28 protein-coding genes are annotated in these 25,921 nt (G+C 57.9%); 18 read left to right on the top strand and 10 right to left on the bottom strand.

Annotated elements, in window-relative coordinates; translation table 11 throughout:
* Position 1: 1 nt before the first annotated feature.
* From rpsS to ACR0BK_RS12235, 4 genes are all read right to left on the bottom strand, one after another.
* On the bottom strand, positions 2-280 hold the full coding sequence (gene rpsS, locus ACR0BK_RS12250) for a 30S ribosomal protein S19 (RefSeq protein WP_005980699.1): 279 nt from the start codon (positions 278-280) through the stop codon (positions 2-4).
* Positions 281-283: 3 nt separating this feature from the next.
* A complete protein-coding gene (rplB, locus tag ACR0BK_RS12245) occupies positions 284-1,126 on the bottom strand; it encodes a 50S ribosomal protein L2 (RefSeq protein ID WP_170531634.1) in 843 nt (280 codons plus the stop codon).
* Positions 1,127-1,351: 225 nt separating this feature from the next.
* Positions 1,352-2,380 (bottom strand): hypothetical protein, encoded by a 1,029-nt coding sequence (locus tag ACR0BK_RS12240; RefSeq protein WP_480554838.1) that lies wholly within the window; start codon positions 2,378-2,380, stop codon positions 1,352-1,354.
* Positions 2,381-2,712: 332 nt separating this feature from the next.
* Positions 2,713-3,747 (bottom strand): fatty acid desaturase, encoded by a 1,035-nt coding sequence (locus tag ACR0BK_RS12235; RefSeq protein WP_480547319.1) that lies wholly within the window; start codon positions 3,745-3,747, stop codon positions 2,713-2,715.
* Positions 3,748-4,066: 319 nt separating this feature from the next.
* Here ACR0BK_RS12235 and rplO point away from each other — a divergent pair, with 319 nt between their 5' ends.
* The 18 genes from rplO to ACR0BK_RS12145 all read left to right on the top strand — a co-directional run bounded on the left by rplO (position 4,067) and on the right by ACR0BK_RS12145 (position 20,419).
* The gene (gene rplO, locus ACR0BK_RS12230) at positions 4,067-4,540 is read left to right on the top strand and encodes a 50S ribosomal protein L15 (protein WP_480496037.1); all 474 of its coding nucleotides are present in this window, start codon (positions 4,067-4,069) and stop codon (positions 4,538-4,540) included.
* A gap of 110 nt (positions 4,541-4,650) precedes the next feature.
* Positions 4,651-6,015, top strand: a complete 1,365-nt coding sequence (secY, locus tag ACR0BK_RS12225; protein WP_480496035.1) for a preprotein translocase subunit SecY — start codon at positions 4,651-4,653, stop codon at positions 6,013-6,015.
* Positions 6,012-6,656 (top strand): adenylate kinase, encoded by a 645-nt coding sequence (locus ACR0BK_RS12220; RefSeq protein WP_480554836.1) that lies wholly within the window; start codon positions 6,012-6,014, stop codon positions 6,654-6,656. Before secY ends, ACR0BK_RS12220 begins: the two co-directional genes overlap by 4 nt.
* A gap of 16 nt (positions 6,657-6,672) precedes the next feature.
* The gene (locus tag ACR0BK_RS12215) at positions 6,673-7,032 is read left to right on the top strand and encodes a hypothetical protein (RefSeq protein WP_480554835.1); all 360 of its coding nucleotides are present in this window, start codon (positions 6,673-6,675) and stop codon (positions 7,030-7,032) included.
* Between the two features lie 264 nt (positions 7,033-7,296).
* Positions 7,297-7,665 carry a 30S ribosomal protein S13 gene (gene rpsM, locus ACR0BK_RS12210; RefSeq protein WP_209505862.1) on the top strand — a complete coding sequence of 123 codons (369 nt, stop codon included), beginning with the start codon at positions 7,297-7,299 and terminating at the stop codon, positions 7,663-7,665.
* Positions 7,666-7,680: 15 nt separating this feature from the next.
* The gene (gene rpsK, locus ACR0BK_RS12205) at positions 7,681-8,070 is read left to right on the top strand and encodes a 30S ribosomal protein S11 (protein ID WP_170462414.1); all 390 of its coding nucleotides are present in this window, start codon (positions 7,681-7,683) and stop codon (positions 8,068-8,070) included.
* A gap of 114 nt (positions 8,071-8,184) precedes the next feature.
* A complete protein-coding gene (locus tag ACR0BK_RS12200; RefSeq protein WP_480474044.1) occupies positions 8,185-9,201 on the top strand; it encodes a DNA-directed RNA polymerase subunit alpha in 1,017 nt (338 codons plus the stop codon).
* A gap of 175 nt (positions 9,202-9,376) precedes the next feature.
* Positions 9,377-9,799, top strand: a complete 423-nt coding sequence (rplQ, locus tag ACR0BK_RS12195) for a 50S ribosomal protein L17 (RefSeq protein WP_480474043.1) — start codon at positions 9,377-9,379, stop codon at positions 9,797-9,799.
* A 109-nt stretch (positions 9,800-9,908) separates the two neighbouring features.
* Positions 9,909-10,316, top strand: coding sequence for a hypothetical protein (locus ACR0BK_RS12190; RefSeq protein WP_480554834.1), 408 nt, complete (start codon positions 9,909-9,911; stop codon positions 10,314-10,316).
* Between the two features lie 65 nt (positions 10,317-10,381).
* The gene (locus ACR0BK_RS12185; protein ID WP_480496029.1) at positions 10,382-11,767 is read left to right on the top strand and encodes a trypsin-like peptidase domain-containing protein; all 1,386 of its coding nucleotides are present in this window, start codon (positions 10,382-10,384) and stop codon (positions 11,765-11,767) included.
* 3 nt (positions 11,768-11,770) lie between these two features.
* Positions 11,771-13,081: a replication-associated recombination protein A gene (locus ACR0BK_RS12180; protein WP_480554832.1), complete on the top strand. Its 1,311-nt coding sequence runs from the start codon at positions 11,771-11,773 to the stop codon at positions 13,079-13,081.
* Between the two features lie 186 nt (positions 13,082-13,267).
* The gene (locus tag ACR0BK_RS12175) at positions 13,268-14,311 is read left to right on the top strand and encodes an RluA family pseudouridine synthase (RefSeq protein WP_480554831.1); all 1,044 of its coding nucleotides are present in this window, start codon (positions 13,268-13,270) and stop codon (positions 14,309-14,311) included.
* Positions 14,308-14,979, top strand: coding sequence for an HAD-IA family hydrolase (locus tag ACR0BK_RS12170; protein WP_480554829.1), 672 nt, complete (start codon positions 14,308-14,310; stop codon positions 14,977-14,979). The genes ACR0BK_RS12175 and ACR0BK_RS12170 overlap by 4 nt, the downstream gene beginning before the upstream one ends.
* 3 nt (positions 14,980-14,982) lie before the next feature.
* Positions 14,983-15,690 carry an ATP12 family chaperone protein gene (locus ACR0BK_RS12165; protein WP_480554828.1) on the top strand — a complete coding sequence of 236 codons (708 nt, stop codon included), beginning with the start codon at positions 14,983-14,985 and terminating at the stop codon, positions 15,688-15,690.
* 205 nt (positions 15,691-15,895) lie between these two features.
* Positions 15,896-16,912 (top strand): amino acid ABC transporter substrate-binding protein, encoded by a 1,017-nt coding sequence (locus ACR0BK_RS12160; protein WP_480474036.1) that lies wholly within the window; start codon positions 15,896-15,898, stop codon positions 16,910-16,912.
* A 128-nt stretch (positions 16,913-17,040) separates the two neighbouring features.
* Positions 17,041-18,309, top strand: coding sequence for an amino acid ABC transporter permease (locus ACR0BK_RS12155; RefSeq protein ID WP_480554826.1), 1,269 nt, complete (start codon positions 17,041-17,043; stop codon positions 18,307-18,309).
* A 1-nt stretch (position 18,310) separates the two neighbouring features.
* Complete coding sequence (locus ACR0BK_RS12150) at positions 18,311-19,615, top strand: amino acid ABC transporter permease (protein WP_480554825.1); 1,305 nt, start codon at positions 18,311-18,313, stop codon at positions 19,613-19,615.
* A gap of 12 nt (positions 19,616-19,627) precedes the next feature.
* Positions 19,628-20,419: an amino acid ABC transporter ATP-binding protein gene (locus tag ACR0BK_RS12145; protein WP_480484762.1), complete on the top strand. Its 792-nt coding sequence runs from the start codon at positions 19,628-19,630 to the stop codon at positions 20,417-20,419.
* A 44-nt stretch (positions 20,420-20,463) separates the two neighbouring features.
* On the opposite strand, the gene ACR0BK_RS12140 is transcribed toward ACR0BK_RS12145, so the two are convergent.
* The 6 genes from ACR0BK_RS12140 to yidC are packed head-to-tail and all read right to left on the bottom strand — an operon-like array spanning position 20,464 to position 25,804.
* Positions 20,464-20,961, bottom strand: a complete 498-nt coding sequence (locus ACR0BK_RS12140) for a SixA phosphatase family protein (RefSeq protein WP_480520349.1) — start codon at positions 20,959-20,961, stop codon at positions 20,464-20,466.
* Positions 20,958-21,644, bottom strand: coding sequence for a ferredoxin (locus ACR0BK_RS12135; protein WP_480554823.1), 687 nt, complete (start codon positions 21,642-21,644; stop codon positions 20,958-20,960). Before ACR0BK_RS12135 ends, ACR0BK_RS12140 begins: the two co-directional genes overlap by 4 nt.
* A gap of 22 nt (positions 21,645-21,666) precedes the next feature.
* Positions 21,667-22,530: an acetylglutamate kinase gene (argB, locus tag ACR0BK_RS12130; protein WP_480474030.1), complete on the bottom strand. Its 864-nt coding sequence runs from the start codon at positions 22,528-22,530 to the stop codon at positions 21,667-21,669.
* Positions 22,531-22,590: 60 nt separating this feature from the next.
* Positions 22,591-23,244: a ribosome biogenesis GTP-binding protein YihA/YsxC gene (gene yihA, locus ACR0BK_RS12125; protein WP_480474029.1), complete on the bottom strand. Its 654-nt coding sequence runs from the start codon at positions 23,242-23,244 to the stop codon at positions 22,591-22,593.
* Positions 23,241-23,978: an MOSC domain-containing protein gene (locus ACR0BK_RS12120; RefSeq protein WP_480474028.1), complete on the bottom strand. Its 738-nt coding sequence runs from the start codon at positions 23,976-23,978 to the stop codon at positions 23,241-23,243. The genes yihA and ACR0BK_RS12120 overlap by 4 nt, the downstream gene beginning before the upstream one ends.
* The gene (gene yidC, locus ACR0BK_RS12115; RefSeq protein WP_480554821.1) at positions 23,975-25,804 is read right to left on the bottom strand and encodes a membrane protein insertase YidC; all 1,830 of its coding nucleotides are present in this window, start codon (positions 25,802-25,804) and stop codon (positions 23,975-23,977) included. The genes ACR0BK_RS12120 and yidC overlap by 4 nt, the downstream gene beginning before the upstream one ends.
* Positions 25,805-25,921 lie beyond the last annotated feature (117 nt).

Here is a 25,921-nt window from a genome sequence, read left to right as displayed (position 1 = left end):
CTTACTTCCGCTTCGCTTTTTTGTCTGCGGCGTGGCCATAATAGGTCCGTGTCGGCGAATATTCACCGAACTTCTGACCGATCATGTCTTCCGAGACGTTTACCGGGATATGCTTCTGGCCGTTGTACACACCAAAGGTCAGACCCACGAACTGGGGCAGGATGGTGGAACGACGCGACCAGATCTTGATGACTTCGTTGCGGCCCGACTCGCGCGCTGCTTCGGCTTTTTTCAGCACGTAAGCATCGACGAAAGGACCCTTCCAAACAGAGCGAGACATGGATTAACGTCCCTTCTTCTTGGCGTGCCGCGAGCGGATGATCAGCTTCTGGGACGCTTTGTTCTTGTTGCGGGTACGCTTACCCTTGGTGTCCTTACCCCACGGCGTAACCGGCGTACGGCCACCCGAGGTACGACCCTCACCACCACCATGCGGGTGATCGATCGGGTTCATAGCAACACCACGAACCGACGGACGCACGCCCTTATGGCGCATACGACCGGCTTTACCGAGGTTCTGGTTGCTGTTGTCGGGGTTGGACACGGCACCGATGGTGGCCATGCATTCCTGACGGACCATGCGCAGCTCGCCCGAGCTCAGACGGATCTGAGCGTAACCGCCATCGCGGCCCACGAATTGCGCGTAAGTACCGGCCGCACGTGCGATCTGACCGCCTTTGCCAGGCTTCATCTCGATGTTGTGGACAATGGTACCGATGGGCATGCCCGAGAACGGCATTGCGTTGCCCGGCTTGATATCGGCCTTTGCCGACGCGATGACCTTGTCACCAACAGCCAGACGCTGCGGAGCCAGGATATACGCCTGCTCGCCGTCTTCGTATTTTACCAGTGCGATGAACGCGGTCCGGTTCGGGTCATATTCGATCCGCTCGACGGTTGCCGCGACATCAAATTTGTTCCGTTTGAAGTCAACGATCCGGTAGAGACGCTTTGCGCCACCGCCGCGGCGGCGTGAAGTGATCCGTCCGGTGTTGTTCCGGCCGCCCGATTTGGTCAAACCCTCTGTGAGAGACTTGACCGGACGTCCTTTCCAAAGCTCCGAACGGTCGATCAGCACCAGCCCGCGCTGGCCCGGCGTCGTCGGCTTGTACGACTTGAGTGCCATGCTTTCTGTCTTCCGTTTAGCAAGTGCAGGGGAGGTCCCCCGCTATGTGATAGGCCCCCGTAGGTGCCAAAGGTATAGGGCCCCGAAGGTCCCCGGTTGCAAAATATCTAAGGCCCCGGAACGAATCCGAGGCCGCAAGATTGGGAGCGTTTAGCAGTGTTGGGGGTGGGTGTCTATAGGTGATCAGCTAGTTCGACGTCTTTTGTCACTCAAGTTACTTTCAGCTTAACTAGTATCATTCCAAAACGCCGAGGCTTCAGCAACTTTTATGTTTTCCGATGCAGCATTTAACAAATCGACAATCGCATAGTTGGCCGGATCTCGAAGGCGCACTTGATATTCTGGAAACATATCCGGCCCGAAATCCACAGCCAAAAGAAGCGATTCCAAAATTTCACTACATGCCTCGATAGTTCCCAAAACCAGATGCGCCACCCAAGGCTTCAATGAAACCAAGTTCTCATTATACCGGTGATAGTCTTGCCACTCTATCTCATCAAACGGAGCGCTGTTTGGGTTAACCGCAAAACCGCGCTCAGTAATGTATATATGCTCTGTACTCCTAGTGCCGTGGACGATCAAATCTCTCGCACCCCGTATCCGTTGAAGTGACGAAGCGTGTTTATTGTAGGTTTCGGCTATTTTATCCGGGAGGGCATATGTATTCGTGATATCGACAGCAGCGCGTATCTTGTCATCTTGCAGGACAAATTTCGTGAGCTTTCTTGGTAATCTGTTTTGTCGTTTCTTGGCGTCATCCTGTTTGTTTAACAAAGCGACGCGATCATTCCAAATCTTACTAAAAACCTCGTGAGTAAGGTCGAACACCGATCTTGATGTCACTAGCATGCCTTCTAACTCTGAGCGAACAAATGAGGATAATAGCGTAGCCGCCACAGTATCTCTTTGTTCAAAGAAGAAGGACAGCTTCGCGGCGTGAACGGCGAGGAGGTGAAAATCATCCTCAATCGCATGAACAAGGCCTCGAATTTCAGGGAAGCTAAGCTTTTGATGTGAAAAATTCAAAAACGAAAACAAAAGATCGTTTTCGTCAGCCAAAGCGCCTTTTGTTAGGTAGGTGCAATGTGCTGCATCTTGCATTTTCGCTTTGATTAGCAACCCGTCCTGCGTCGGCATCCAAAGCGTCCATTCTAGACCATTCCAAACCGGGCACATTACGACGTGACGTTCCCCGACAGCCATAGGATTAAGGTGTTTAAGCTTGCTCAGTTCTTCCGGTTTGATGATTGGCAAAGATTATTACCTGCATAAATCATTGAGAATTGAGTAAGGGCTAACTCGCCAAGCATCGACCTACAACTATCAACTATAAACCTGCCTCCTCAAAGCCCGTTCATTGACGCGACCAAGCGCGGGACAAGGCCGAAGGCCGCCGCGCCAGCGACTGCCCGCCCCGGCGGGCTGGCGCTTTGGGGGCGTTAGCGCCTCGCTGGGAATTCGGATGTATCTGGTACCATAAAGCGCGCTGATCAGCTGTTGCAGCGCCACCCCACGGGCAGTCGCTGGCGCGGCTCACGGACCGGTAACTCTGAAAACTCCGCCTGCGCTCGACGCCGCGGAGGACCTCACCCATAAAGCGCGCGGGCCTCGGCGAAGGACAGCAGTCGGCGGCTTTGCTCATCCCACAGGTGCAGGCGCGCGTTGGCGAGGCTCTCGCGGATGGTCATCCGGTTGCTGTTTGCCAGTTCATCATGGTCGCGCAGCACTTCGGTCAGGCGATAGAACGGAATGCGGCTGTACAGGTGATGCACGTGGTGGATACCGATATTGGCGGTGAACCACTGCAACACGGACGGCAGTATATAATGAGAGCTTCCGTGCAGCGCCGCTTCGTGCAACTGCCAGTCTTCATCGGCGTCCCAATGTGTGTCCTCGAACTGGTGTTGCACATAGAACAGCCATACCCCGGCGGTGGCGGCAATCAGGGTCGAGGGCAGGAAGATCAGCACCATCGGCATCAGCCCGCCAAAATAGTAGATGGCCACAAGCGCAACCAGAATGGCAAGATTGGTGGCCATCGCGCTGACCCAGAACCGGACGCTGTCTGTCAGACCCAGTGGAAGGCGGTTCTGAAACAGGAACAGATATCCGGGGCCAAAGACGAACAGGGTGATCGGGTTTCGATACACACGATACCAGAACCGGTTCATCGGGGTTTTCGCCTGATACTCGGCCACGGTCAGGGTGTGGATATCGCCCATCCCGCGTTTGCCCAGATTGCCGGAACTGTTGTGATGTGTGGAATGCGTGCGGCGCCAGACATCATAAGGTGTCAGCGTCAGAACTCCGATCGAGCGTCCAACCCAGTCACTGACCGTCCGGTTCTTGAAGAACGCGCCGTGCCCGCAATCGTGCTGGATGGCAAACAGGCGCAACAGAAAGGCCGCGTTGAGAACGGAAATCGCAAAAGCAAGCCAATAGCTGACCGACAGCGACATCCAGGACAAAGCCCAGAGCGCGAAGAAGGGGATGATACTGACGCCCAGCTCAAACGCGCTGCGCAGCTGGTCGGGTTCGCGATATTTGGCAAGCGTTGTTACCCAGTCACGTGCAGCGGTAGTCTCCGGCTGTTTCCGGGTCGAGAGAGTGGTTTCAGTCATGCGCCTGCCAAGTTCTTGTTTGTGGCAATCCGGATAGACTACCGCCCGGTCATGGCAAGCGATAATTGCCAAAATCGCCATATTTCGTGCTCGATTTTCGGTCAGACCCCGGTGAAGGTGTCCTTTTGGGTTCACCCGCGGGGCCGGTCCCGGGGCTTTTGCCGGTCATGACAAGCGGCTGGCGATCTACAGTCTTGCCAAGCCCTGCCATCGGGCCTATACGCCTGCGGTGGCTTTTTGGCCGCGAGAATCAAAACCAAGAAATGCCGTGTTTGGCCCATCACGCTTCGGGGGTCATATCCGGCTTAGGAGAAGCGAAATGAAACTGAACGAATTGCGCGACAATCCTGGCGCCGCCCCAAAACGCACCCGCGTTGGCCGTGGTCCGGGTTCCGGCAAAGGTAAAATGGGTGGCCGTGGTATCAAAGGCCAGAAATCCCGCTCGGGTGTGGCCATCAATGGCTATGAAGGCGGTCAGATGCCCTTGTACCAGCGTCTGCCCAAGCGTGGCTTCAACAAGCCAAACCGCAAGGAATTCGCCGTCATCAACCTGGGCCTGATCCAGAAATTCGTCGAAGCCGGCAAGCTGGACGCCAAGGCCGCGATCACCGAAGACGCTCTGGTTGCGTCCGGTCTGGTCCGCCGCAAGCTGGACGGTATCCGCGTTCTGGCCAAAGGCGAGATCAGCGCCAAGGTTGATCTGGAAGTGACCGGTGCGTCGAAAGCTGCCGTCGAGGCAGTTGAAAAAGCGGGCGGTTCACTGAAAGTCACAAAAGCCGCTGCGGCAGAGTAAGCGCTTGTGAGCGGGCAAAGACCCGCTTACATAGACTTCAGAGTTTTCCAAGACGCCGTCCGAGCCGGAAAACGGTTCCGGGCGGCGTTTGCATAAGAGAGACCGACTTTATGGTATCAGCAGCAGAACAAATGGCAGCCAACACAAGCTGGGCTGCCCTTGGCAAGGCCACCGATCTGCGCAACCGCATCCTGTTCACGCTGGGTTTGCTGATCGTCTATCGTCTGGGCACCTTCATTCCGGTGCCGGGGATCGACGGAGCAGCATTGCGCGAGTTCATGGAGCAGGCGGGGCAGGGCATCGGCGGTATGGTTTCGATGTTTACAGGCGGGGCGCTTGGCCGAATGGGCATCTTTGCCCTTGGCATCATGCCCTATATCTCGGCCTCGATCATCGTGCAGCTGCTGACGTCGATGGTTCCCGCGCTCGAACAGCTCAAGAAAGAGGGCGAGCAGGGCCGCAAGAAGATCAACCAATACACCCGTTTCGGCACCGTGGCGCTGGCCACCGTCCAGGCCTATGGTCTGGCCGTTTCGCTGGAATCGGGCGATCTGGCGACCGATCCGGGGCTGTATTTCCGCATGTCGACCATGATCACACTGGTCGGCGGCACCATGTTCCTGATGTGGCTGGGTGAGCAGATCACCGCACGCGGCATCGGCAACGGTATCTCTCTGATCATTTTCGTCGGCATCATCGCCGAGGTCCCCGCCGCCTTGGCGCAGTTCTTCGCGTCGGGCCGTTCGGGCGCAATCAGCCCCGCCGTGATCGTTGGCGTGATCGTGATGGTGATTGCCGTCATCATGTTCGTGGTCTTCATGGAACGGGCGCTGCGAAAGATCCATATTCAGTACCCGCGCCGTCAGGCCGGGATGAAAATCTACGAAGGCGGCTCCAGCCACCTGCCGGTCAAGGTCAACCCCGCGGGCGTGATCCCGGCGATCTTTGCCAGCTCGCTGCTGCTGCTGCCGGTGACGATCTCGACCTTCTCGTCGGGCGCGGCAAATGGGCCGATCATGTCGTGGCTGCTGGCCAATTTCGGCCCCGGACAGCCGCTGTATCTGCTGTTCTTCGCGTCGATGATCGTGTTCTTTGCGTATTTCTACACGTTCAACGTGTCGTTCAAACCGGATGATGTGGCGGACAACCTGAAAAAGCAGAACGGGTTCGTGCCCGGTATCCGCCCGGGTAAGAAAACCGCCGAGTATCTGGAATACGTGGTCAACCGCGTGCTGGTTCTGGGGTCGGCCTATCTGGCACTGGTCTGCCTGCTGCCCGAGATTCTGCGCAACCAGTTTGCCATCCCGTTCTATTTCGGCGGCACCTCGGTTCTGATTATCGTCTCCGTGACCATGGATACGATCCAGCAGGTTCAGAGCCATCTTCTGGCGCATCAATACGAAGGGCTTATCGAAAAGTCTCAACTGCGCGGCAAAAGCAAGAAACGCGGCAGGAAGGGACCCTCTCGTCGATGAATATCATTCTGTTGGGCCCCCCGGGGGCTGGGAAAGGAACGCAGGCCCGTCACCTGGTGGAAACACGCGGCATGGTGCAGCTCAGCACGGGCGACATGCTGCGCGAAGCCAAGACCTCGGGCACCGAGATGGGCCGGAAGGTTGCGGCGATCATGGATGAGGGCAAGCTGGTCACCGATGAAATCGTGATCGGCCTGATCGAAGAGAAACTGACCACCGAAACAGGGGCCGGTTTCATCTTTGACGGCTTTCCCCGCACGCTGGCGCAGGCCGATGCTCTGGCCGCTTTGCTGGCCAAGCTGGGCCAGTCGCTGCACACCGTGATCGAGATGCGCGTTGATGACGACGCGCTGGTGGGCCGGATCACCGCACGCTCAACCTGTGGCGGATGTGGTGAAGTCTATAACGACAACACCAAGCCAATTCCGGCGGATGGCAAATGCACCAATTGCGGCAAGGAAAATGACTTCCAGCGCCGCGCCGATGACAACGAAGACAGCCTGCGCACACGGTTGATGGAGTACTATAAAAAGACCTCGCCGCTGATCGGTTATTACTACGCCAAGGGCGATCTGCGTCCGGTGAATGGGCTGGCGGATATCAAGGAAGTCACCGCGTCGATCGAGGCGATACTGGGTTAGTCCGCCGGGACTTCGTATGATTTATCGAAACGCAGCTGTGCCTCCTGAATTGGAGCCAAAGATTGATCTTTATAGAGAACTTTTGGAAGAGGGGCGCAGCCTTTTCATAAAGTCTACGAAGCGATGGTTCTTGCTTGGATTACCCATCGTTGCATTGTGGCTGTTCTTGGCAGAGTACATTTTGCAGCATATCAGCGTGTCTCTGTTTTACCTCCTTACTGTATTTGGTCTACCTGCTTTGATCACGTGGGACATCCGTCGTAAGCGTGATGCTTTGCAAAACCAGATTTTAGTTATTCAGTATGAGTTTCAACGAATGGGATTGAGCATCGCTCACGATCCAGGGTCAAACATCAGCGTTGATAAGTGGTCTTAACTGCTCCAAAGTTCGCGATATCTAGGCTTTTGAGTTCTCTGTAATTACCATCGAGATTGATGGTCCTCGTTTCGGACTTGACGCCAGCGCCAAAAGCCCATATCGACCCCCATCCCTAAAGGGAATCAAGACCGCATGCGGGATTCGTCCCAATTGCCCCGACCACCTCGAATAATACTGGACCCTCTGGCGTCACTGCCACGGTAAAGTGTTGTGAAAAAAGGTTCCGGAGTTACGGAACCGCAACAAAAAGGAAAGTGACACGTGGCACGTATTGCCGGCGTAAACATCCCGACTGCAAAGCGGGTTCCAATCGCCCTTACATATATCACCGGTATCGGCAACACCTCGGCCAACGCGATCTGCGAAGCCGTGGGCATTGAAGCGCACCGCCGCGTCAATGAACTGTCGGATGCCGAAGTTCTGGCCATCCGCGAACATATCGACGCCAACTACACCGTCGAAGGTGACCTGCGTCGCGAAGTTCAGATGAACGTCAAGCGTCTGATGGACCTGGGCTGCTATCGCGGTCTGCGTCACCGCCGCAACCTGCCGGTTCGCGGTCAGCGTACCCACACCAACGCTCGTACCCGCAAAGGCCCCGCAAAGGCCATTGCCGGTAAGAAGAAATAAGGGAGGGTCTGACCGATGGCACGCGATAAGACTCGCATCAAGCGCAAAGAGCGCAAGAACATCGCATCGGGCGTTGCCCATGTGAACTCGACCTTCAACAACACCAAGATCCTGATCTCGGACGTACAGGGCAACGCCATCTCGTGGTCGTCTGCCGGTACCATGGGCTTCAAGGGATCGCGGAAATCTACCCCGTATGCCGCGCAGATGGCTGCGGAAGACGCAGGCAAGAAAGCGCAGGAACATGGCGTCAAGACGCTGGAAGTCGAAGTTCAAGGCCCCGGTTCGGGTCGTGAGTCGGCTCTGCGCGCACTGGCTGCCGTGGGCTTCAACATCACGTCGATCCGTGACGTGACCCCTATTGCTCACAACGGCTGCCGTCCGCCGAAGCGTCGTCGCGTCTAAGCGATCTGAAATTAAGCTGGGGCTGTGTTTTTACACGGCCCCAGCACGTCATTTTGAACCTCGGGCGTCTGCACCTTGTTGGTCATGGGGCGCGGGCAGGAATGGAGGGATTACATGATCCACAAGAATTGGGCAGAATTGATCAAGCCGACCCAGCTGGAAGCCAAGCCGGGCAATGACCCTGCGCGTCAGGCGACCCTGGTTGCCGAACCGCTGGAGCGTGGTTTTGGTCTGACCCTGGGCAACGCCCTGCGTCGCGTCCTGATGAGCTCGCTGCAAGGCGCGGCCATCACCAGCGTCCAGATCGACAACGTCCTTCACGAGTTCTCCTCGGTTGCGGGCGTGCGTGAAGACGTCACCGACATCATCCTGAACCTCAAGCAGGTTGCCCTGCGCATGGAAGTCGAAGGCCCCAAGCGCCTGTCGATCAATGCCAAAGGTCCGGCAATCGTTACCGCAGGTGACATCAGCGAAAGCGCAGGTATCGAGGTTCTGAACCGCGATCACGTCATCTGTCACCTGGACGACGGCGCCGACCTGTTCATGGAGCTGACCGTCAACACCGGTAAGGGTTACGTTTCGGCTGAAAAGAACAAGCCGGAAGATGCGCCCATCGGCCTGATCCCGATCGACGCGATCTATTCGCCGGTCAAGAAAGTCGCCTATGACGTGCAGCCGACCCGCGAAGGTCAGGTTCTGGACTATGACAAGCTGACCCTGAAGATCGATACCGACGGTTCGATCACTCCCGATGACGCACTGGCCTACGCCGCGCGCATCCTGCAGGATCAGCTTTCGATCTTCGTCAACTTCGACGAGCCGGAATCGGCAAACCGTCAGGACGAAGACGATGGTCTGGAGTTCAACCCGCTGCTGCTGAAGAAAGTGGACGAGCTGGAGCTGTCGGTCCGTTCGGCAAACTGCCTGAAGAACGACAACATCGTCTATATCGGCGACCTGATCCAGAAGACCGAAGCCGAGATGCTGCGCACCCCGAACTTCGGCCGCAAGTCGCTGAACGAGATCAAGGAAGTGCTGTCCGGCATGGGTCTGCACCTCGGCATGGATGTCGAGGATTGGCCGCCCGACAACATCGAAGATCTGGCAAAGAAATTCGAAGACGCATTCTAAGCATCTTCGGCTGTGGCGGCGGGTCCAACCTGCCGTCGCAGGTTTTGTACATTTCGGACCAATGGGGTCTGAAAGCCGGTACAAAACGTACAATCCGGGCAATCCCGCCCCAAGGTGAGCCTCTGACACGCATCGGAGGCCGGACAAAGCAAAACGCGAAAGAAGGAATTGAAAAATGCGTCACGCACGTGGTTACCGCCGCCTGAACCGTACTCATGAGCACCGCAAGGCTCTGTTTGCAAACATGGCTGGCTCGCTCATCGAACATGAGCAGATCAAGACAACTCTGCCCAAGGCAAAAGAACTGCGCCCGATCATCGAAAAGCTGATCACCCTGGGCAAGCGCGGCGACCTGCACGCCCGCCGTCAGGCCGCAGCACAGCTGAAAGAAGACAAAGACGTCGCCAAGCTGTTCGAAGTTCTGGGCCCCCGCTATGCTGAGCGTCAGGGCGGTTATGTCCGCATCCTGAAAGCCGGATTCCGCTATGGTGACATGGCTCCGATGGCGATCATCGAATTCGTCGATCGCGACATCGATGCCAAAGGCGCCGCGGACAAAGCCCGCGCTGCCGCCGAAGAGGCCGCAGCCGAAGAATAAGCACGACGGTCATCGACCTGATGCGCCTGCCCGAGCAATCGGGCGGGCTTTTTTGTGCCTCAGCCAACCAATTGCCTTCATTCGATTTGCGCCATAAGTTCAGGCTGTTATGGCAAGTGAACCCACAGCAGGATACTCGGGCAAACCGCTCTGGGCGAAACTGGGATTCAAACCCGGATACATGGTCCGTACGCTCAACGCCCTTGCCCATTATGCAAACCTGACAGCGGGTGCCGACGGTGTTCTGTTCGACCCCGTAGCCGATCTCGCGGATGCGGTTCACATGTTCCTGAACCACCCGAACCAGATCGCCGAAATGGCCGCTGAGCAAATCGCCCACATACGGCCCGGAGGAATGCTGTGGGTGTCCTGGGCCAAGAAATCTTCGCCACTGCACGCAGGTGTGACCGAGGATATGCTGCGCAGTGAAATCCTGCCGCTGGGCTGGGTCGACGTGCAGGTTTGCGCGGGTGACGCCGATTGGTCCGGGCTCAAGTTCCTGCGCCGCCGAAGCTGAGCGCGCGGCTTGCATTTATCGCCTTTGCCCCGCATATCCCAAGGATGATCTAATCCGGAGCCCCCATGATCCGCGCATCCATTATTTCTCTTATGCTTGTCATGGCCCTGCCAGCATTTGCCGAAACCCGCGTCCCGCAATCACAGTCCGAAATCTCTCTGGGCTTTGCTCCGGTGGTCAAAAAGGCCTCGCCTGCGGTGGTGAATATCTACGCCAAGATCGTGCGGCAGGGGCGGGCCAGCCCGTTTTATTCGGACCCGTTCTTTCGGGATTTCTTCGGCGGCAGCCTGGGAACACCGCAGCCGCGGGTTCAGAATTCGCTGGGCTCCGGGGTCATCCTGTCTGAAGATGGTTACGTTGTGTCCAACTACCATGTTGTAGGCTCGGCGACCGAGATCAGGGTCGTGACAACCGATCGGCGCGAGTTTTCTGCCACGGTCGTACTGGGGCACGAAGAAAGCGATATTGCGATCCTGCGTCTGGAAGAGGCGCAAGATCTGCCCTACCTGACCCTGCGCGATTCCGATCAGGTCGAGGTTGGCGAACTGGCCCTTGCCATCGGCAACCCGTTCGGGGTGGGGCAGACGGTGTCCTCTGGCATCATCTCGGGCTTGGCGCGTACAGGTACGGCGACGGGCAATGCGCGCGGGTATTTCATTCAGACAGATGCAGCGATCAATCCGGGGAATTCCGGCGGTGCGCTGATTGATATGAACGGGGACCTGATCGGGATCAACACGTCTATTCTGACACGCTCGGGCGGGTCGAATGGCATCGGTTTTGCCATCCCCGCAAATCTTGTGGCCGAGTTCCTGAAACAGGCACAGCAGGGCAATGACAGTTTTGTCAGCCCTTGGGCAGGCATGACCGGTCAGCATATGAGCGCGGATATTGCTGAATCCCTTGGTCTTGCCATCCCACTGGGTGTTGTCATCTCGGACCTGCATGACCTTAGCCCGCTGCGCGAGGCGGGGCTTAAGGTGGGGGATGTCGTGACCCATGTGGACGGGGACGAAGTGAACTCACCTGCCGAGATGAAGTTTCGCATGTCTGTCGCAGGGGTTGGGGGAACATCGGTTCTGACACGGCTGCGTGGCACCCAGAGCGAAGAGGTTGAGGTGGCACTGATCAAAGCGCCCGAAGTCCCGGCGGCTGAAGAGACGACATTGGATGAAGACACTGTCCTGCCGGGGCTGGTGGTGTCCCGCGTCAACCCTGCGGTGATCTCTGATATGGGCTTGCCACTGTCCCAGACAGGTGTCGTTGTTGTTGATCCCGGTCCCTATGGTGGACGCGCGGGTTTGCGATCGGGGGATATTCTTGAAAGCATCAATTCCAATGACATCGAACGTCCTGGGGATGTAGAGAATGCGCTGACAGATCCGGGTCGTCGTGTGCAGATGGGTCTTCTGCGCGGTGGCCGGTCAGTCTCATTGCGGTTCCGGCTGTAACCCGTGAGCGATCTGTTCGATACCGGGCCAACGGAACCCACCGCTGCGCCACACCGTCCCCTGGCGGACCGGTTGCGCCCGCAGACTCTTGCCGAGGTCATCGGTCAGGAACAGGTTCTTGGCCCGAATGCGCCGCTGGGGGTCATGCTGGCGTCGGGCAGTCTGTCCAGCCTGATCTTCTGGGGGCCGCCCGGTGTCGGAAAGACGACGATCGCACGGTTGCTGGCGCAGGAAACCGATCTGCATTTCGTTCAGATCAGTGCGATTTTCACCGGTGTGCCGGATTTGAAGAAGGTTTTCGAAGCGGCCAAGATCAGGCGTCAGAATGGGCAGGGGACCTTGCTGTTCGTGGACGAGATTCACCGCTTCAACAAGGCACAGCAGGACGGTTTTCTGCCGCATATGGAGGACGGCACGATCCTTCTTGTCGGGGCAACGACCGAGAACCCGTCCTTTGAGCTGAACGCCGCTGTTCTCAGCCGGTCGCAGGTTCTGGTGCTGGAACGGCTTGGCCTTTCCGATCTTGAACGCCTGACCCAGCGTGCCGAAAAAGAGCTGGGCCGCGCGTTGCCGTTGACACCCGCAGCCCGCGATGCGTTGCAGGAAATGGCCGATGGGGACGGACGGGCGTTGTTGAACCTGATCGAACAGGTTTCGGCTTGGAAGGTTGATGCGCCGTTGGACACGGACGCGCTGTCGACGCGTCTGATGCGGCGGGCGGCGAAATATGACAAGTCGGGCGATGAACATTACAACCTGATTTCAGCCCTGCACAAATCGGTACGCGGGTCCGACCCGGACGCGGCGCTGTACTGGTTCGCGCGAATGCTGACAGGGGGCGAAGACCCGCGCTATCTGGCGCGTCGGATCACACGGATGGCGGTCGAGGATATCGGTCTGGCCGACCCGCAGGCGCAGGCCATATGCCTGCAATCCTGGGAAACGTATGAGCGGCTCGGCTCCCCCGAAGGTGAGCTGGCGCTGGCGCAGGCGCTGGTCTATCTGGCCCTGGCCCCGAAATCCAACGGCGCCTATGTCGGCTATAAGGCAGCGATGCGGCTGGCCAAGCAATCGGGAAGCGAGCCACCGCCCAAACATATCCTGAATGCCCCCACATCACTGATGAAGGATCAGGGATATGGTGCCGGCTACGCGTATGACCATGACGCCGAAGACGGGTTTTCCGGTCAGAACTATTTCCCCGAAACGATGAAACGCCCGGTTCTGTATCAACCGGTCGAGCGTGGGTTCGAGCGTGAGCTGAAAAAGCGCCTCGATTACTTCGCCAAGCTTCGGACCCAGCGCAACAGCTAGGCTGGCTGGGAATGCACTGATCGTGCCGAGAAGTGGCGGGCGGCGCTGAGCCCTCGCGAACGCCAAAGGTTCCTGTCTGATACCTTGACTCTTGCCGCGTTGCGCGCGAGAGACCCCCATGATTTCTGGGATACGGACAAAGACGCAATCCGGGCGGATCACCCGCGCGGCGCAAGGGGCAATGGCATGAGTGGCGTACAGATGATTACAGTCGCTGAAGGGGACGGCGATCAGCGTGTGGACCGCTGGTTGCGCCGCCTGTTCCCGCATGTCAGCCAGGGCCGCATCGAAAAGATGTGCCGCAAGGGGGAACTGCGCGTGGATGGCAGCCGGGCCAAGGCCTCGACTCGATTGGAGGTCGGGCAGGTGGTTCGTGTGCCGCCGTTGCCGGGGCCAGATCACAAACCGGTTGAGGTCAGGCATCGTATCTCGGATGCGGATGCCAAGATGATCCAGTCCTGCGTGATCTACCGTGATGATCACATTCTGGCCCTGAACAAGCCGCAGGGCCTGCCGGTTCAGGGCGGCAGCGGGCAGACCCGGCATGTCGACAGCCTGTCCGAGGCGTTGCGGTTTGGGTATGACGAAAACCCGCGTCTGGTTCACCGCCTGGACAAGGACACGTCAGGTGTTCTGCTGCTGGCCCGCACGCGCGAAGCCGCAAAGGGGCTGACAGCCGCTTTCCGTCACCGCGACACGCGCAAGATTTACTGGGCGCTGGTTGCGGGTGTCCCGACGCCATATCTGGGAGAAATCAAGACGGGTCTTGTGAAAGCAGCTGGTCATGGCGCGCACGGCGAGGGTGAAAAGATGATCCCCGTCCATATGAACGAGATCGACAGCACCCCCGGTGCGAAACGGGCACATACACATTATGCGACCCTCTACCGCGTGGCCGGGCGCGCCGCTTGGGTGGCGATGGAGCCGATCACGGGCCGCACCCACCAACTGCGCGCGCATATGGCAGCGATCGGGCATCCGATCATCGGCGACGGCAAATACGGTGGCTCGGGGCAGGAAAACCTGGGTGATGGCTGGGGCGCGCAACTGGGTGGGATTATCAGCAAAAAGCTGCATCTGCACGCGCGGCGACTGTCATTCCTGCATCCGACAACGCGCAAACCTGTGATCGTGACAGCGCCCTTGCCGGAACATATGAAACACAGCTGGGACACCTTCGGCTGGACCGAGGATCTGGCCGCCGACGACCCGTTTGAGGCGCTGCAATGAGCGCACCCCTGCGGTTGGTTCTGTTTGATGTAGATGGCACTCTGGTCGACAGTCAGGGCAGTATCGTTCACGCCATGACCACCAGCTTTCAGGCCGCTTCGGTACCTGTACCGACGCGAGAAGTGATCCTGTCCATCGTCGGGCTGTCCCTGCCACATGCCATCGCACGGTTGGTGCCGGACCAATCTTCCTCGGTCCAGAACGATCTCGTTGAAGGGTATAAGGAAGCCTATCACGCGCATCGCTTGGATTTGGGCGCGACCAGCTCTCCGCTCTATCCCGGTGCAAGAGAGGCGATTGAAGCCTTGCACGCCGTGCCCGAAGTGCTTCTTGGGGTGGCAACCGGCAAATCCCAGCGCGGGCTTGATGCGTTGATCGAAGTGCATGGGCTTGAGCCCTACTTCGTCACCCGACAGGTTGCCGACCACCATCCGTCGAAACCGCATCCATCCATGGTGCAGACCGCGTTGGCCGAGACTGGTGTCGAACCCGACTGCGCGGTGATGGTCGGCGATACAAGCTATGACATGGACATGGCTGCCGCTGCCGGAGTGCGCGGCATCGGCGTGGCATGGGGGTACCATGATCGGTCTGCTTTGACCTCGGCCACCTGCGTGATTGAGACCTTTGACCAGTTGCCCAATGCGCTGGCCGGGATATGGAACTGAAACATGAGCGACTGGAAACCGAAACGCTTCTGGAAAGAAAGCCGGATCACCGAAGTCGACGGCGGGTTTACGGTTGAACTGGATGGCCGCCGCGTCAAGACCCCTGCCAAAGCGGCGTTGATCCTGCCGACCCGCGCAATGGCCGAAGCGGTTGCGGCAGAATGGGATGCCCAGCAGAAAGAGGTAGATCCGTCGACAATGCCATGCACCCGTTCAGCGAATGCGGCAATCGACAAGGTTCGGTTCCAGCACGGGGAAGTTGCCGATATGCTTGCGGATTATGGCGATTCCGACCTGCTATGTTATCGGGCGACACACCCGTCAGAGTTGCAGGAACGTCAAAGCGCCGAATGGGACCCGGCGCTGGACTGGGCCGAGGCCGCGCTGTCTGCTCGATTGCAGCCAGTTATCGGTGTGCTGCACAAGCCGCAATCTGATGCTGCCCTGTCGGCGCTGAGTGCTCGCGTCCACGCGCTGGATGCGTTTCAACTGGCGGCGTTCCACGATCTGGTCAGCTTGTCGGGGTCATTGATTCTCGGGTTTGCGGCGGCCATGGATTGGCGCGAACCAGCCGAAATTTGGCGCATTTCGCGGCTGGACGAAACCTGGCAGGTCGAACAATGGGGTCACGATGACGAGGCCCATGTGGTCGCCGAAACGAAGAAAGCCGCGTTTCTGCATGCTAAACGCTTCTTTGATATGTCGGTTTGATCCTTATTTTCCGATTTTTGGCCAAATGTTCAAATTGGTTGGGGTCTGATCCATCGTTTTCGATGATCCGACCCTTGACGTTTGTTTATGAATACGCCCAAACTCAGTGCCACTAAAGGGGAGACACCTTTGGAGTAACCTATCCGGCATCCACTTGCCGGGCAGAGCCGCCTCTGATGGGGCGGGAAATCAGGAAGAGGTAAAAATGAAAAAATCCGTAATCTTGGGCGCGGCAACGATTGCCGGTCTTGCTGCTGGCGCAGCCGTGGCAGGGACCGTTGACGACGTTAAAGCGCGCGGCAAGCTGAACTGTGGCGTGACCACCGGTCTGGTTGGCTTTGCTGCTCCCGATGCCAATGGCGAATGGCAGGGCTTTGACGTATCGCTGTGCCGCGCCGTTGCTGCTGCTGTTCTGGGCGACGCAAGCGCGGTAGAATTCGTTCCGACCACCGGTAAGACACGTTTTACCGCTCTGGCCTCGGGCGAGATCGACATGCTGGCGCGTAACACCACCTGGACTTTCAGCCGCGACGTCGACCTGAAGTTCGAATTCACCGGTGTGAACTATTATGACGGTCAGGGCTTTATGGTTCCCAAGGCGCTGGGCGTAAGCTCGGCCAAGGAACTGGACGGCGCAACCGTTTGTATCCAGACCGGCACCACAACCGAGCTGAACCTGGCGGATTTCTTCCGTTCGAACAACATCAGCTACGAACCGGTTCCGATCGAAACCAACGCCGAAGCACAGCAGCAGTATCTGGCTGGCGCATGTGACGTTTACACCACCGACGCTTCGGGTCTGGCGGCAACCCGCGCCACATTCGAAAACCCCGGTGATCACATCCTGCTGCCCGAAATCATCTCGAAAGAGCCGCTGGGCCCGCTGGTCCGTCACGGCGACCACGAGTGGGGCGACGTTGTGCGCTGGACTCTGAACGCGCTGATCTCGGCTGAAGAGCTGGGCGTAACCTCGGCCAATATCGATGAACTGGCCGCTGGCACCGAAAACCCTGAAATCAACCGCCTGCTGGGTACCGAAGGCACCCTGGGCGAGATGCTGGGTCTGAACGCTGACTGGGCAGCCAAGGCGATCAAAGCCGGCGGCAACTATGGCGAAGTGTTTGCCAAGAACATCGGTGAAGAAACTCCGATCGGTCTGGCACGTGGCCTGAACGCACAGTGGACCGAAGGTGGCCTGCTGTACTCGCCGCCGTTCCGCTAATATCGACGGAAAAGGGCGCAGGGAAACCTGCGCCCTTTTTCCATCCATAAGAATCACGCCCGTACGGTTTTGAGCAGGGATCAACTCTGCCGACATATTTACGGGATGCACGGGGATATACATAGGTCATGACGACTCTCACTGACCCGCCGAAGGAGCAGTTCCGGCTGTCCATGCTCCTTTATGATACGCGGTACCGATCTGCGACCATTCAGGTCATTGCAATGATTGGTTTTATGCTTCTGGCAGCCTGGATCATTTCCAATACCATCCAAAACCTCGAAGCGCTTGGGAAACCGGTTGAGTTCGGCTTTTTCGCAGAACCGGCCAGTTACGATATCAACCAGCGCTTGCTTGAATACGATTCGCGCGACAGTCACTTGCGCGCGGCCTTTATCGGCTTGCTGAACACGCTGGTTGTGGCGGTTCTTGGTTGTATCACAGCAACGATAGTCGGAGTTTTGGTTGGTGTTCTGCGCCTGTCCAACAACTGGCTGGTTGCGCGGATCATGACCGTCTATGTCGAGATGTTCCGCAACGTACCTGTGCTGCTGTGGATCGTTCTGGCCATGGCCATTTTGATCGAAAGCCTTCCGGCACCAAGCGCGTTCCGCGGAGAAAACCCAGAAGCCACGATGAATCTGTTCGATTCGGTTGCGGTGACCAATCGCGGGATATATGTCCCGGAATTCCTGTTTTCGCGCAGTCTGGGTGACATCCACGTGTTCGGCACGTCGAGCTTACGGTTCGATATCTCGCTGGACCTGATCGCCATTTTGATCGTGCTTGGCGGCAGCATCTTTGCGATGCGCAAGGTTTCGGCCTGGGCACAAGCCAAGCAAGAGGCATCCGGTGATCGTCCGACCATCTGGCACATCCAGCTGGGTATTCTGTTTGTGCCGATGATTGTCCTTCTCAGCATCCTGGGGTTCCACCTTGGTTTCCCTGAGCTGAAAGGCTTCAACTTTACCGGCGGCACACATTTGCGTAACTCACTGATCGCGCTGTGGCTGGCCTTGTCGCTTTATACGGCGGCTTTCATCGCCGAAATCGTTCGTGCGGGTATCCTGGCCATCTCGAAAGGTCAGACCGAAGCCGCATCGGCGCTGGGTCTGCGCCCAGGCCGGACCATGCGCCTAGTGATCCTGCCGCAGGCATTGCGGGTGATCATTCCGCCCATGATCTCGAACTATCTGAACCTGACCAAGAACTCGTCACTGGCGATCGCGGTCGGATATATGGACATCACGGGTACCCTTGGCGGCATCACAATGAACCAGACCGGTCGCGAGCTGGAATGTGTTCTACTGTTGATGCTGGTCTATCTGTCCATCTCGCTGAGCATCTCAGGGGTGATGAACTGGTACAACAACCGTGTAAAACTGGTGGAGCGGTAATATGAGTGATGTTTCATTTGTCCGCACGGAAATGCTGCCGGAAAAAGCTCCGCCTGCTTCCGAGGTCGGTGCACTGGGATGGGTCAAGCACAACCTGTTCTCAAGTTGGTTCAACACGATCCTGACGCTCGTTTCACTGATCGCGATCTGGTACGTGCTTTCTGGTGTTCTGCCCTGGATTTTCCAGTCCGTCTGGAATGCTGAATCGCTGAACGAGTGCCGCGAGATCATGATGGCCACCTGGGGTTCGACCCATGGGCACGCCTGCTGGGCGGTGATCAACGACCGTTGGTTACAGTTGCTGTTCGGCTTTTATCCAAGTCATCTGTACTGGAGGCCGATCCTTGCGCTGGTTCTGTTGCTGGTCGCCTTGGCGCCGGTACTGTATTCGGATCGCGTGCCAACCAAGATGCTGATCTTAACGGCAATCTACCCGTTCCTGATGCCTTTCCTGATGTGGGGCGGAACCATCTGGGGGCCAATCTCGGTTGCGCTTGGGTTTGTCGCTGGTTGGTTCGTATACTCGGTTCTCAGCAAACAAGTGAGCGAACTGGTGGGTATGATCGGTGCGGTCGTTGCCGCAGTGATCTGGTGGCTGGTGCTGTCCAGCTATTTCACGGGCGCGTTGGACTCGGTTCTGCCGATTGGCATCGAAGCTGTCGAAAGCCGTCAGTTCGGTGGTTTTATGCTGGCGATCCTGCTGGGCGTTGTGGCCATTGGTGTCTCACTTCCGATCGGTATCGTTCTGGCGCTGGGGCGTCAGTCGGACCTGCTGATCGTCAAATACCTGTGCGTGGGCTTTATCGAGTTCATTCGCGGTGTGCCGCTGATCACTTTGCTGTTCGTGGCGTCGCTGCTTCTGAATCTGTTCCTGCCACCGGGCACCAACTTTGACATCATCCTGCGGGTGATGATCATGATGACCCTGTTCTCGGCGGCCTATATGGCCGAGGTGATCCGGGGTGGTCTGGCTGCCCTGCCACGAGGTCAGTACGAAGGCGCCGACAGTCTGGGCCTGAACTACTGGCAGGCGCAGAGGCTGATCATCATGCCGCAAGCCCTGAAGATCTCAATTCCGGGCATCGTGAGCACATTCATCGGGATCTTCAAGGATACGACGCTGGTGTCGATTATCGGGTTGTTCGACGTGATCGGACTGGCATCTGCCATCCGCGCCGACACAGCCTGGAACGGCATCTATTGGGAACTGTTCGCGTTCATCGCGTTCCTGTTCTTCATCGTCTGCTTCTCTATGTCCCGTTATTCCATGTATCTGGAGCGCAAGCTTCAGACTGGCCACCGTTAAGGAGTTCAACACATGTCTGAACTTGCAATTGACCGCGAAATCGACCGTTCCAAAATGCAGGTGAGCGACGAGGTCGCCATCGAAATCACCAACATGAACAAATGGTACGGGTCCTTTCACGTGCTGCGCGACATCAATCTGACCGTCAACCAAGGCGAGCGGATTGTTATCGCGGGCCCGTCTGGATCGGGGAAATCCACCCTAATCCGCTGCCTGAACGCGCTGGAGGAACACCAGCAGGGCACGATCATCGTGGATGGGACCGAGTTGTCGAATGACCTCAAGAACATCGACAAGATCCGGTCCGAGGTTGGCATGGTGTTCCAGCACTTCAACCTGTTCCCGCACCTGACCATTCTGGAGAACTGCACGCTGGCGCCGATCTGGGTGCGCAAGACGCCCAAGAAAGAGGCCGAAGAGCGCGCGATGCATTTCCTGGAGAAGGTGAAAATCCCCGAGCAGGCCGACAAGTATCCTGGTCAGCTTTCGGGTGGTCAGCAGCAGCGTGTGGCGATCGCCCGCTCACTGTGCATGATGCCGCGGATCATGTTGTTCGACGAACCGACATCGGCGTTGGACCCGGAGATGATCAAAGAGGTGCTCGACACCATGATCGAACTGGCCGAGGAAGGCATGACCATGCTGTGCGTGACGCACGAGATGGGCTTTGCCCGTCAGGTTGCCAACCGCGTGATCTTCATGGATGCGGGCCAGATCGTGGAACAGAACGAACCGGAAGAGTTCTTCAACAACCCGCAAAGTGAGCGGACCAAATTGTTCCTCAGCCAGATTCTGGGACACTGAACGTTTCAAGATGGTGGAAAGGCGGGGTTTTGTCCCGCCTTTTTCTATTCCAGCAACTCACGCGCGGTGGTGAAACCCAGCACAGTGCCCGTATGCCAGCGCACGTCCGACCAGCTGTCGGCGTCAAATGTCATCACAGTTGTTGCACAAGTCGGATAGTCTAAAAAGCGCATGTGATCCGGCGACTGTCGCACAAGTTGGCTGGCGAACTCGGCGATGCCGGGGTTATGGCCCAGCATCAATATTACGGGTTCCGTAGCGCCTGCCAATTCACGCAACATGTCTTCTGCGTCGGCGTGGTAGAGCGCTTTGTGAAAGCGGACCTTATCGGCCTTTAACCCCATTCCATCCCATGTCTCGCGGGTGCGGTTAGACGTCGAGCTGAGCACTTCATCCGGCATCCAGCCGTTTTCGCGCAGCCATGCACCAATGGCCGGGGCCGACCTGCGCCCGCGCTTGTTCAGGGGGCGTTCATGATCGGCAAGTCCTGGGTTATCCCAGCTGGATTTTGCGTGTCGCGTCAGGATCAGGGTGCGGGTCATGACGGATGAAAAGCCTTCATATGATGGGCTGATTGTTCGGGGTTGCGCCCTGCGCCCACGCTGAGCGGGCAGGCGAGACGGGCCAGACAGCCGCCTGTCATGCAGTTTTGACCCTCAGCGGTATCAAGATGGTCGTGGCAGGCCGCAAGGTCATAGAAGTTTTGCGCGTTCAGTGCGCCGACAGGGCAAGCTGTCGTGCACGGGGCGGCGCAGGTGTCACAGGGGGAAACGCCGGGCGCCTCAGGGATGGTAAGCTCATGGGCGAAATGCAGTGCGCCGCGATATGAGATCATCATGCCGACCGTGTCATGTACCAAGGCCCCCACCGGGCTGCTGAAGGTGCGTCCCGATTTCAGGGCCCAGTCGATGAAAGGCGCATAGGGTGGATCACCAAAGGGGAAATAGGCCTGTGCACCGAACGTATGTGCCATCTGGCCGACGACTCTGGTTGACCAGCGGTCTACTGGATCAGGCCCCCGCCATTCGGGCGAGGCTTTCAGAGCAGGCCAGAAATCAGAACCCGCGCCCAGCAAGATCAGCGTGCCTGTGTTGAGTTGCCGGGCTGCCACGCGATGGGGATGCAGCGCGCCCATGACAATCAACCCCGCCTGACGCGCCGCGTGTTCAACGCGGCCATAAGTTCCCGCATCCGGGCCAGAGGAAGGTCGCGCGAGATCTGTCATCTTCCCTCGGCTGTTGCAGTGATCAGTCTGGCCGTATCAGAGACCCGGCGCCATGTTCTGTGAACAGTTCAAGCAGAACCGCATTTGGCGCACGCCCGTCAAGTATCACGACGGCCCGAACGCCGCTGCGCAGGGCGTCCAGGGCAGTTTCGGTCTTGGGGATCATGCCGCCTGCGATGGTGCCTTCGCGGGTCATCTCGCGGATCTGGCCGGCTTTCAGCTCGGTCACCACTTCACCAGCCGCGTTCTTGACGCCCGAGACATCAGTCAGCAGCAGAAGGCGGTCAGCTTTCAATGCCGAGGCAATCGCCCCGGCTGCCGTATCGCCGTTCACGTTGAACGTTTCACCCTCACGGCCCGCACCCAGCGGGGCGATTACCGGGATCACATCATGTGAGAACAGATCATGCAGGATTTTCGGGTTCATCTCGGCAGGGGTGCCGACATAACCCAGCGACGCATCCGTCTGGTCGCAGATCATCAGGTTTGCATCCTTGCCCGACAAACCCACGGCCGAACCGCCCTGACCATTGATCGCCTGAACGATGCGCTTGTTCACCAGGCCAGACAGAACCATCTCGACAACTTCGACGGTTGCCGTGTCAGTCACGCGCTTGCCGTTCACAAAGTCGGACTGGATATTCAGCTTGTCCAGCATCGCGTTGATCATCGGACCACCGCCATGCACAACGACGGGGTTCACGCCGACCTGACGCATCAAGACGACATCGCGCGCAAAGCTCTCCATCGCCTCGTCACTGCCCATGGCGTGCCCGCCCAGCTTGATGACGACGATGGCTCCATCATAGCGCTGCAGATAGGGCAATGCGCTGTTCAGGGTTGCTGCGGTGGCGATCCAGTCCCGGTTCATGTCACGTGTCTTCATTGCTAAGGTCCCTCTGACCGTCCGTGTTAGGGCCTTTGCACCGCGCTGCCAAGGGCGAAGCTATTCCAGATGTGCAATGATCGAGCGCAGGGTCGGAATCCCGTCGCCTTTTTCGGACGAAGTCAGGACGATTTCCGGGAATGCTGCGGGATGTTTGGACAAGGCCGCGCGGGTTTGCTCCAGAACCTTTTCGCGCTCGTTGGCCTTGACCTTGTCAGCCTTGGTGAGAACGCATTGAAAGGTCACGGCACTGGTATCCAGCAATTTCATGATTTCAGCGTCGACCGGTTTTACCCCGTGTCGTGCGTCGATCAGGACAAAGGCACGGCGCAGTGTCTGACGACCGCTCAGGTATTGCTTGAGAAGCTTCTGCCATTTTTCCACCACGTTAACCGGTGCATTCGCATACCCATAGCCCGGCAGGTCCACCAGATAGAGGTCGGGGCCTTGCGTGAAGAAGTTGATTTCTTGCGTGCGGCCAGGTGTGTTCGAGGCTCGCGCCAGACCCTTGGTTCCGGTTAGCGCGTTGATCAGGCTGGATTTGCCGACATTCGAGCGTCCGGCAAAGCAAACCTCTAACCGGTCAGGGGCGGGCAGACCCGTCATGGCGACCACGCCTTTGATAAATTCAGACGGGCCGGCAAACAGTTTGCGACCGCGTTCTTTGGCGAAGTCATCCGGCTCTTCAGCCAGCGGAAACGGAAGCGTGGTCATAGCAACTCCAGCGTATCATTCAGACGGATTTCACCACCCTGAACAACTTCTGCATAAACACCGAAATCCTGATGATCCCAGCTGTTCAGCGCGCCCAAAGTATCCGCGTCGCGTTCGCCGGTTTCCGGATTTGCGGTCGTGGCCAGACAGCGGGTGATACGCTCGCGAACCCGGAGTACGGTTTCGCCAATGCGAAGGTCACGGCCCAGCCAGTCAAATTCATCCCACTCAGGCAGGCCTTCGAACCAGATGTTTCCGCGCCACCGCGCCGCAGACAAAGACTGGCCCAACTTTTGTTCAACAGCGCGATGAGAGGCCATGTTGCACAGGCTGATTGACGGGAAATCGGTATCGGTCATGCCGCGCCCGGGCACCCGGACAATTCGGGCAGACGCAGCGCGGTCTATAGGCATAAGCGGCTTTACCCAATCCAGGAAAACCGATTGCTCCGTGTCGGGGTGAAAGCTCAGATCCGGGCGGTCCGGGTGGTGCAAAGTGACCTGGTCGCCGTCCAGTTTCGCCCAAATTGCCATCAGCTTGGGAGCTTTTGAACCGCGGCTGAAATTCACACACGGGGCCCATTCTGTTCCGTCGGTCTTGGTCGCTTCATGGGCAACCGCCCAAACGCGATCCCCGGGCATGGTCTGCCCGGGGTTGAGGGTAATCAGGCTCAGGGCTTCACGCCCATGGCTTTTGATCGGGTGACGCCAAAGGCCTGAAACAGTTCCGCTCATTTCTTGTCCGTGTTCGGCAATCGCTTAAATCCGGATTTGATGTTTCCGAATACGTCCGGCGAATAGCCCTGACTGCGCATGATCAGATACTGTTGGGTAAAGGTGATCGTGTTGTTCGCAATCCAGTACACGACCAGACCGCTGGCAAAGCCGCCCAGCATGAACATGAAGACCCAGGGCATCCACGCGAAGATCATCGCTTGTGTGGCATCGGTTGGTGCCGGGTTAAGTTTCTGTTGCAGCCACATCGAGATCCCCAGCAGCAGCGGCAGAATACCGATAAAGATCAGCGCCATCAGGGTATCCGGTTGCGGGCCGGCCCAGGGCAGCAAGCCAAAGAGGTTCATGATTGAGGTCGGGTCAGGTGCGCTCAGGTCCTGGAAGGGGCCAAACCACGGTGCTTGACGCAGTTCGATTGTGACGAAAATCACCTTGTACAGCGAGAAGAAGATCGGGATCTGCAACAGGATCGGCAAACAACCGGCAGCGGGGTTCACCTTTTCCTTCTTGTACAGCTCCATCATGCCCTGCTGCATCTTCTGGCGGTCGTCGCCCGCGGCTTCTTTCAGGGCTTCCATCTGCGGTTGCAGTTCCTTCATCTTCGCCATCGAGACGTAGGACTTGAAGGCCAGCGGGAACAGGATTGCCTTGATGATCAGTGTCAGGCCAATAATGGACCAACCCATGTTGCCGATCAGCGCATGAATGTTGTGCAGCAGCCAGAAAATCGGCTTGGTCAGGAAGAAGAACCAGCCCCAGTCGATACTGTCGATGAATTTCTGCACACCGTCAGCCTGGTATTCGCGGATGGTCTCCCATTCCTTTGCGCCAGCAAACAGCTGCGTTGTCACCTGCTCGGTCGCTCCCGGTGCCACGGTCAGCGTCAGAAGTACCGTTTCTGTCTGGTAAATCTTGCGACGCGAGTCGTATTTGGCAGCCGCCTTGAAAGCAGAACCGGGTTCCGGGATCAGCGTGGTCATCCAGAAGTGATCGGTGAACCCGATCCAGCCGTTTTCCTTGACCTGGAATACCTCGGCCTGCGCGCGTTCGTCCGGATCGATATCGAAATCACGAACGTCGCCATAATCCACTTCGGTCAGAGTGCCGTCGGCCATACCGATCACACCTTCATGCAGAATGAAGAAGTTTTTCAGGTCCGGCAGGTCGCCGTCTTCGCCAATGCCGTGGCGCGCAAGAATGCCATAAGGTGCCAGTCCAACTTCGGTTCCGGTGGCGTTTTCGACAGATTGCGTGACCGTGAACATATAGTTCTCGTCAACCGCGATGGTGCGGCGGAATGTCAGTCCATTGCCGTTTTCCCAGGCCAGCGTCACCGGCGTGTCAACACCCAGGGTTTCACCCTGCTCAAGCGTCCAGATGGTATTTGGTCCGGGTACGTCTGTACCGGTCAGGCCCGCGCCGGGGGCCCAACCATAGAGGGCGTAATAGGCGGATTGCGATCCGACCGGCGACAACAGCTCGACAATCGGAGAATCCTCGGCCAGTGAGACCTTGTAGTCTTTCAAAGACAGCTCGTCGATCCGACCGCCAGCAAGGGACAGGCTGCCGGTCAGGCGGGGCGTGTCGATATTGATGCGGGGCGCTTCGGCCTTGGGCTCAGCTTCGGTGGCGGCCGCAGTTGCCTCTCCGACAGTGCTGGTATCGGCTGTGCTGGGCGCCTGAACCTCATTGCCTTCGACGCTGGTTACTTCAGCCTGATCCGGCGTTGTCGTCTGTTCCGGAGGGGGGAACAGCACGAACCAGACCAGGATCACGAGAAAGCTGAGCGCGGTTGCGAGGATAAGGTTCTTGTTCTGATCGTCCATCGGGGACAGCCACCTTGAGCAGTGAAAGACACCCGCAGGGTTCAACAGAGTGCAGACCCAAAGGTCAAGCGGAATCGCCCGTCATTTCGTCACGGAGGGGTCTTCTTTGTCACGATT

The organism is Ruegeria sp. AF1 (assembly GCF_056542125.1).
The sequence above is the reverse complement of the archived record's forward strand: the minus strand, read 5'-3'. Positions and strand labels throughout refer to the sequence as shown.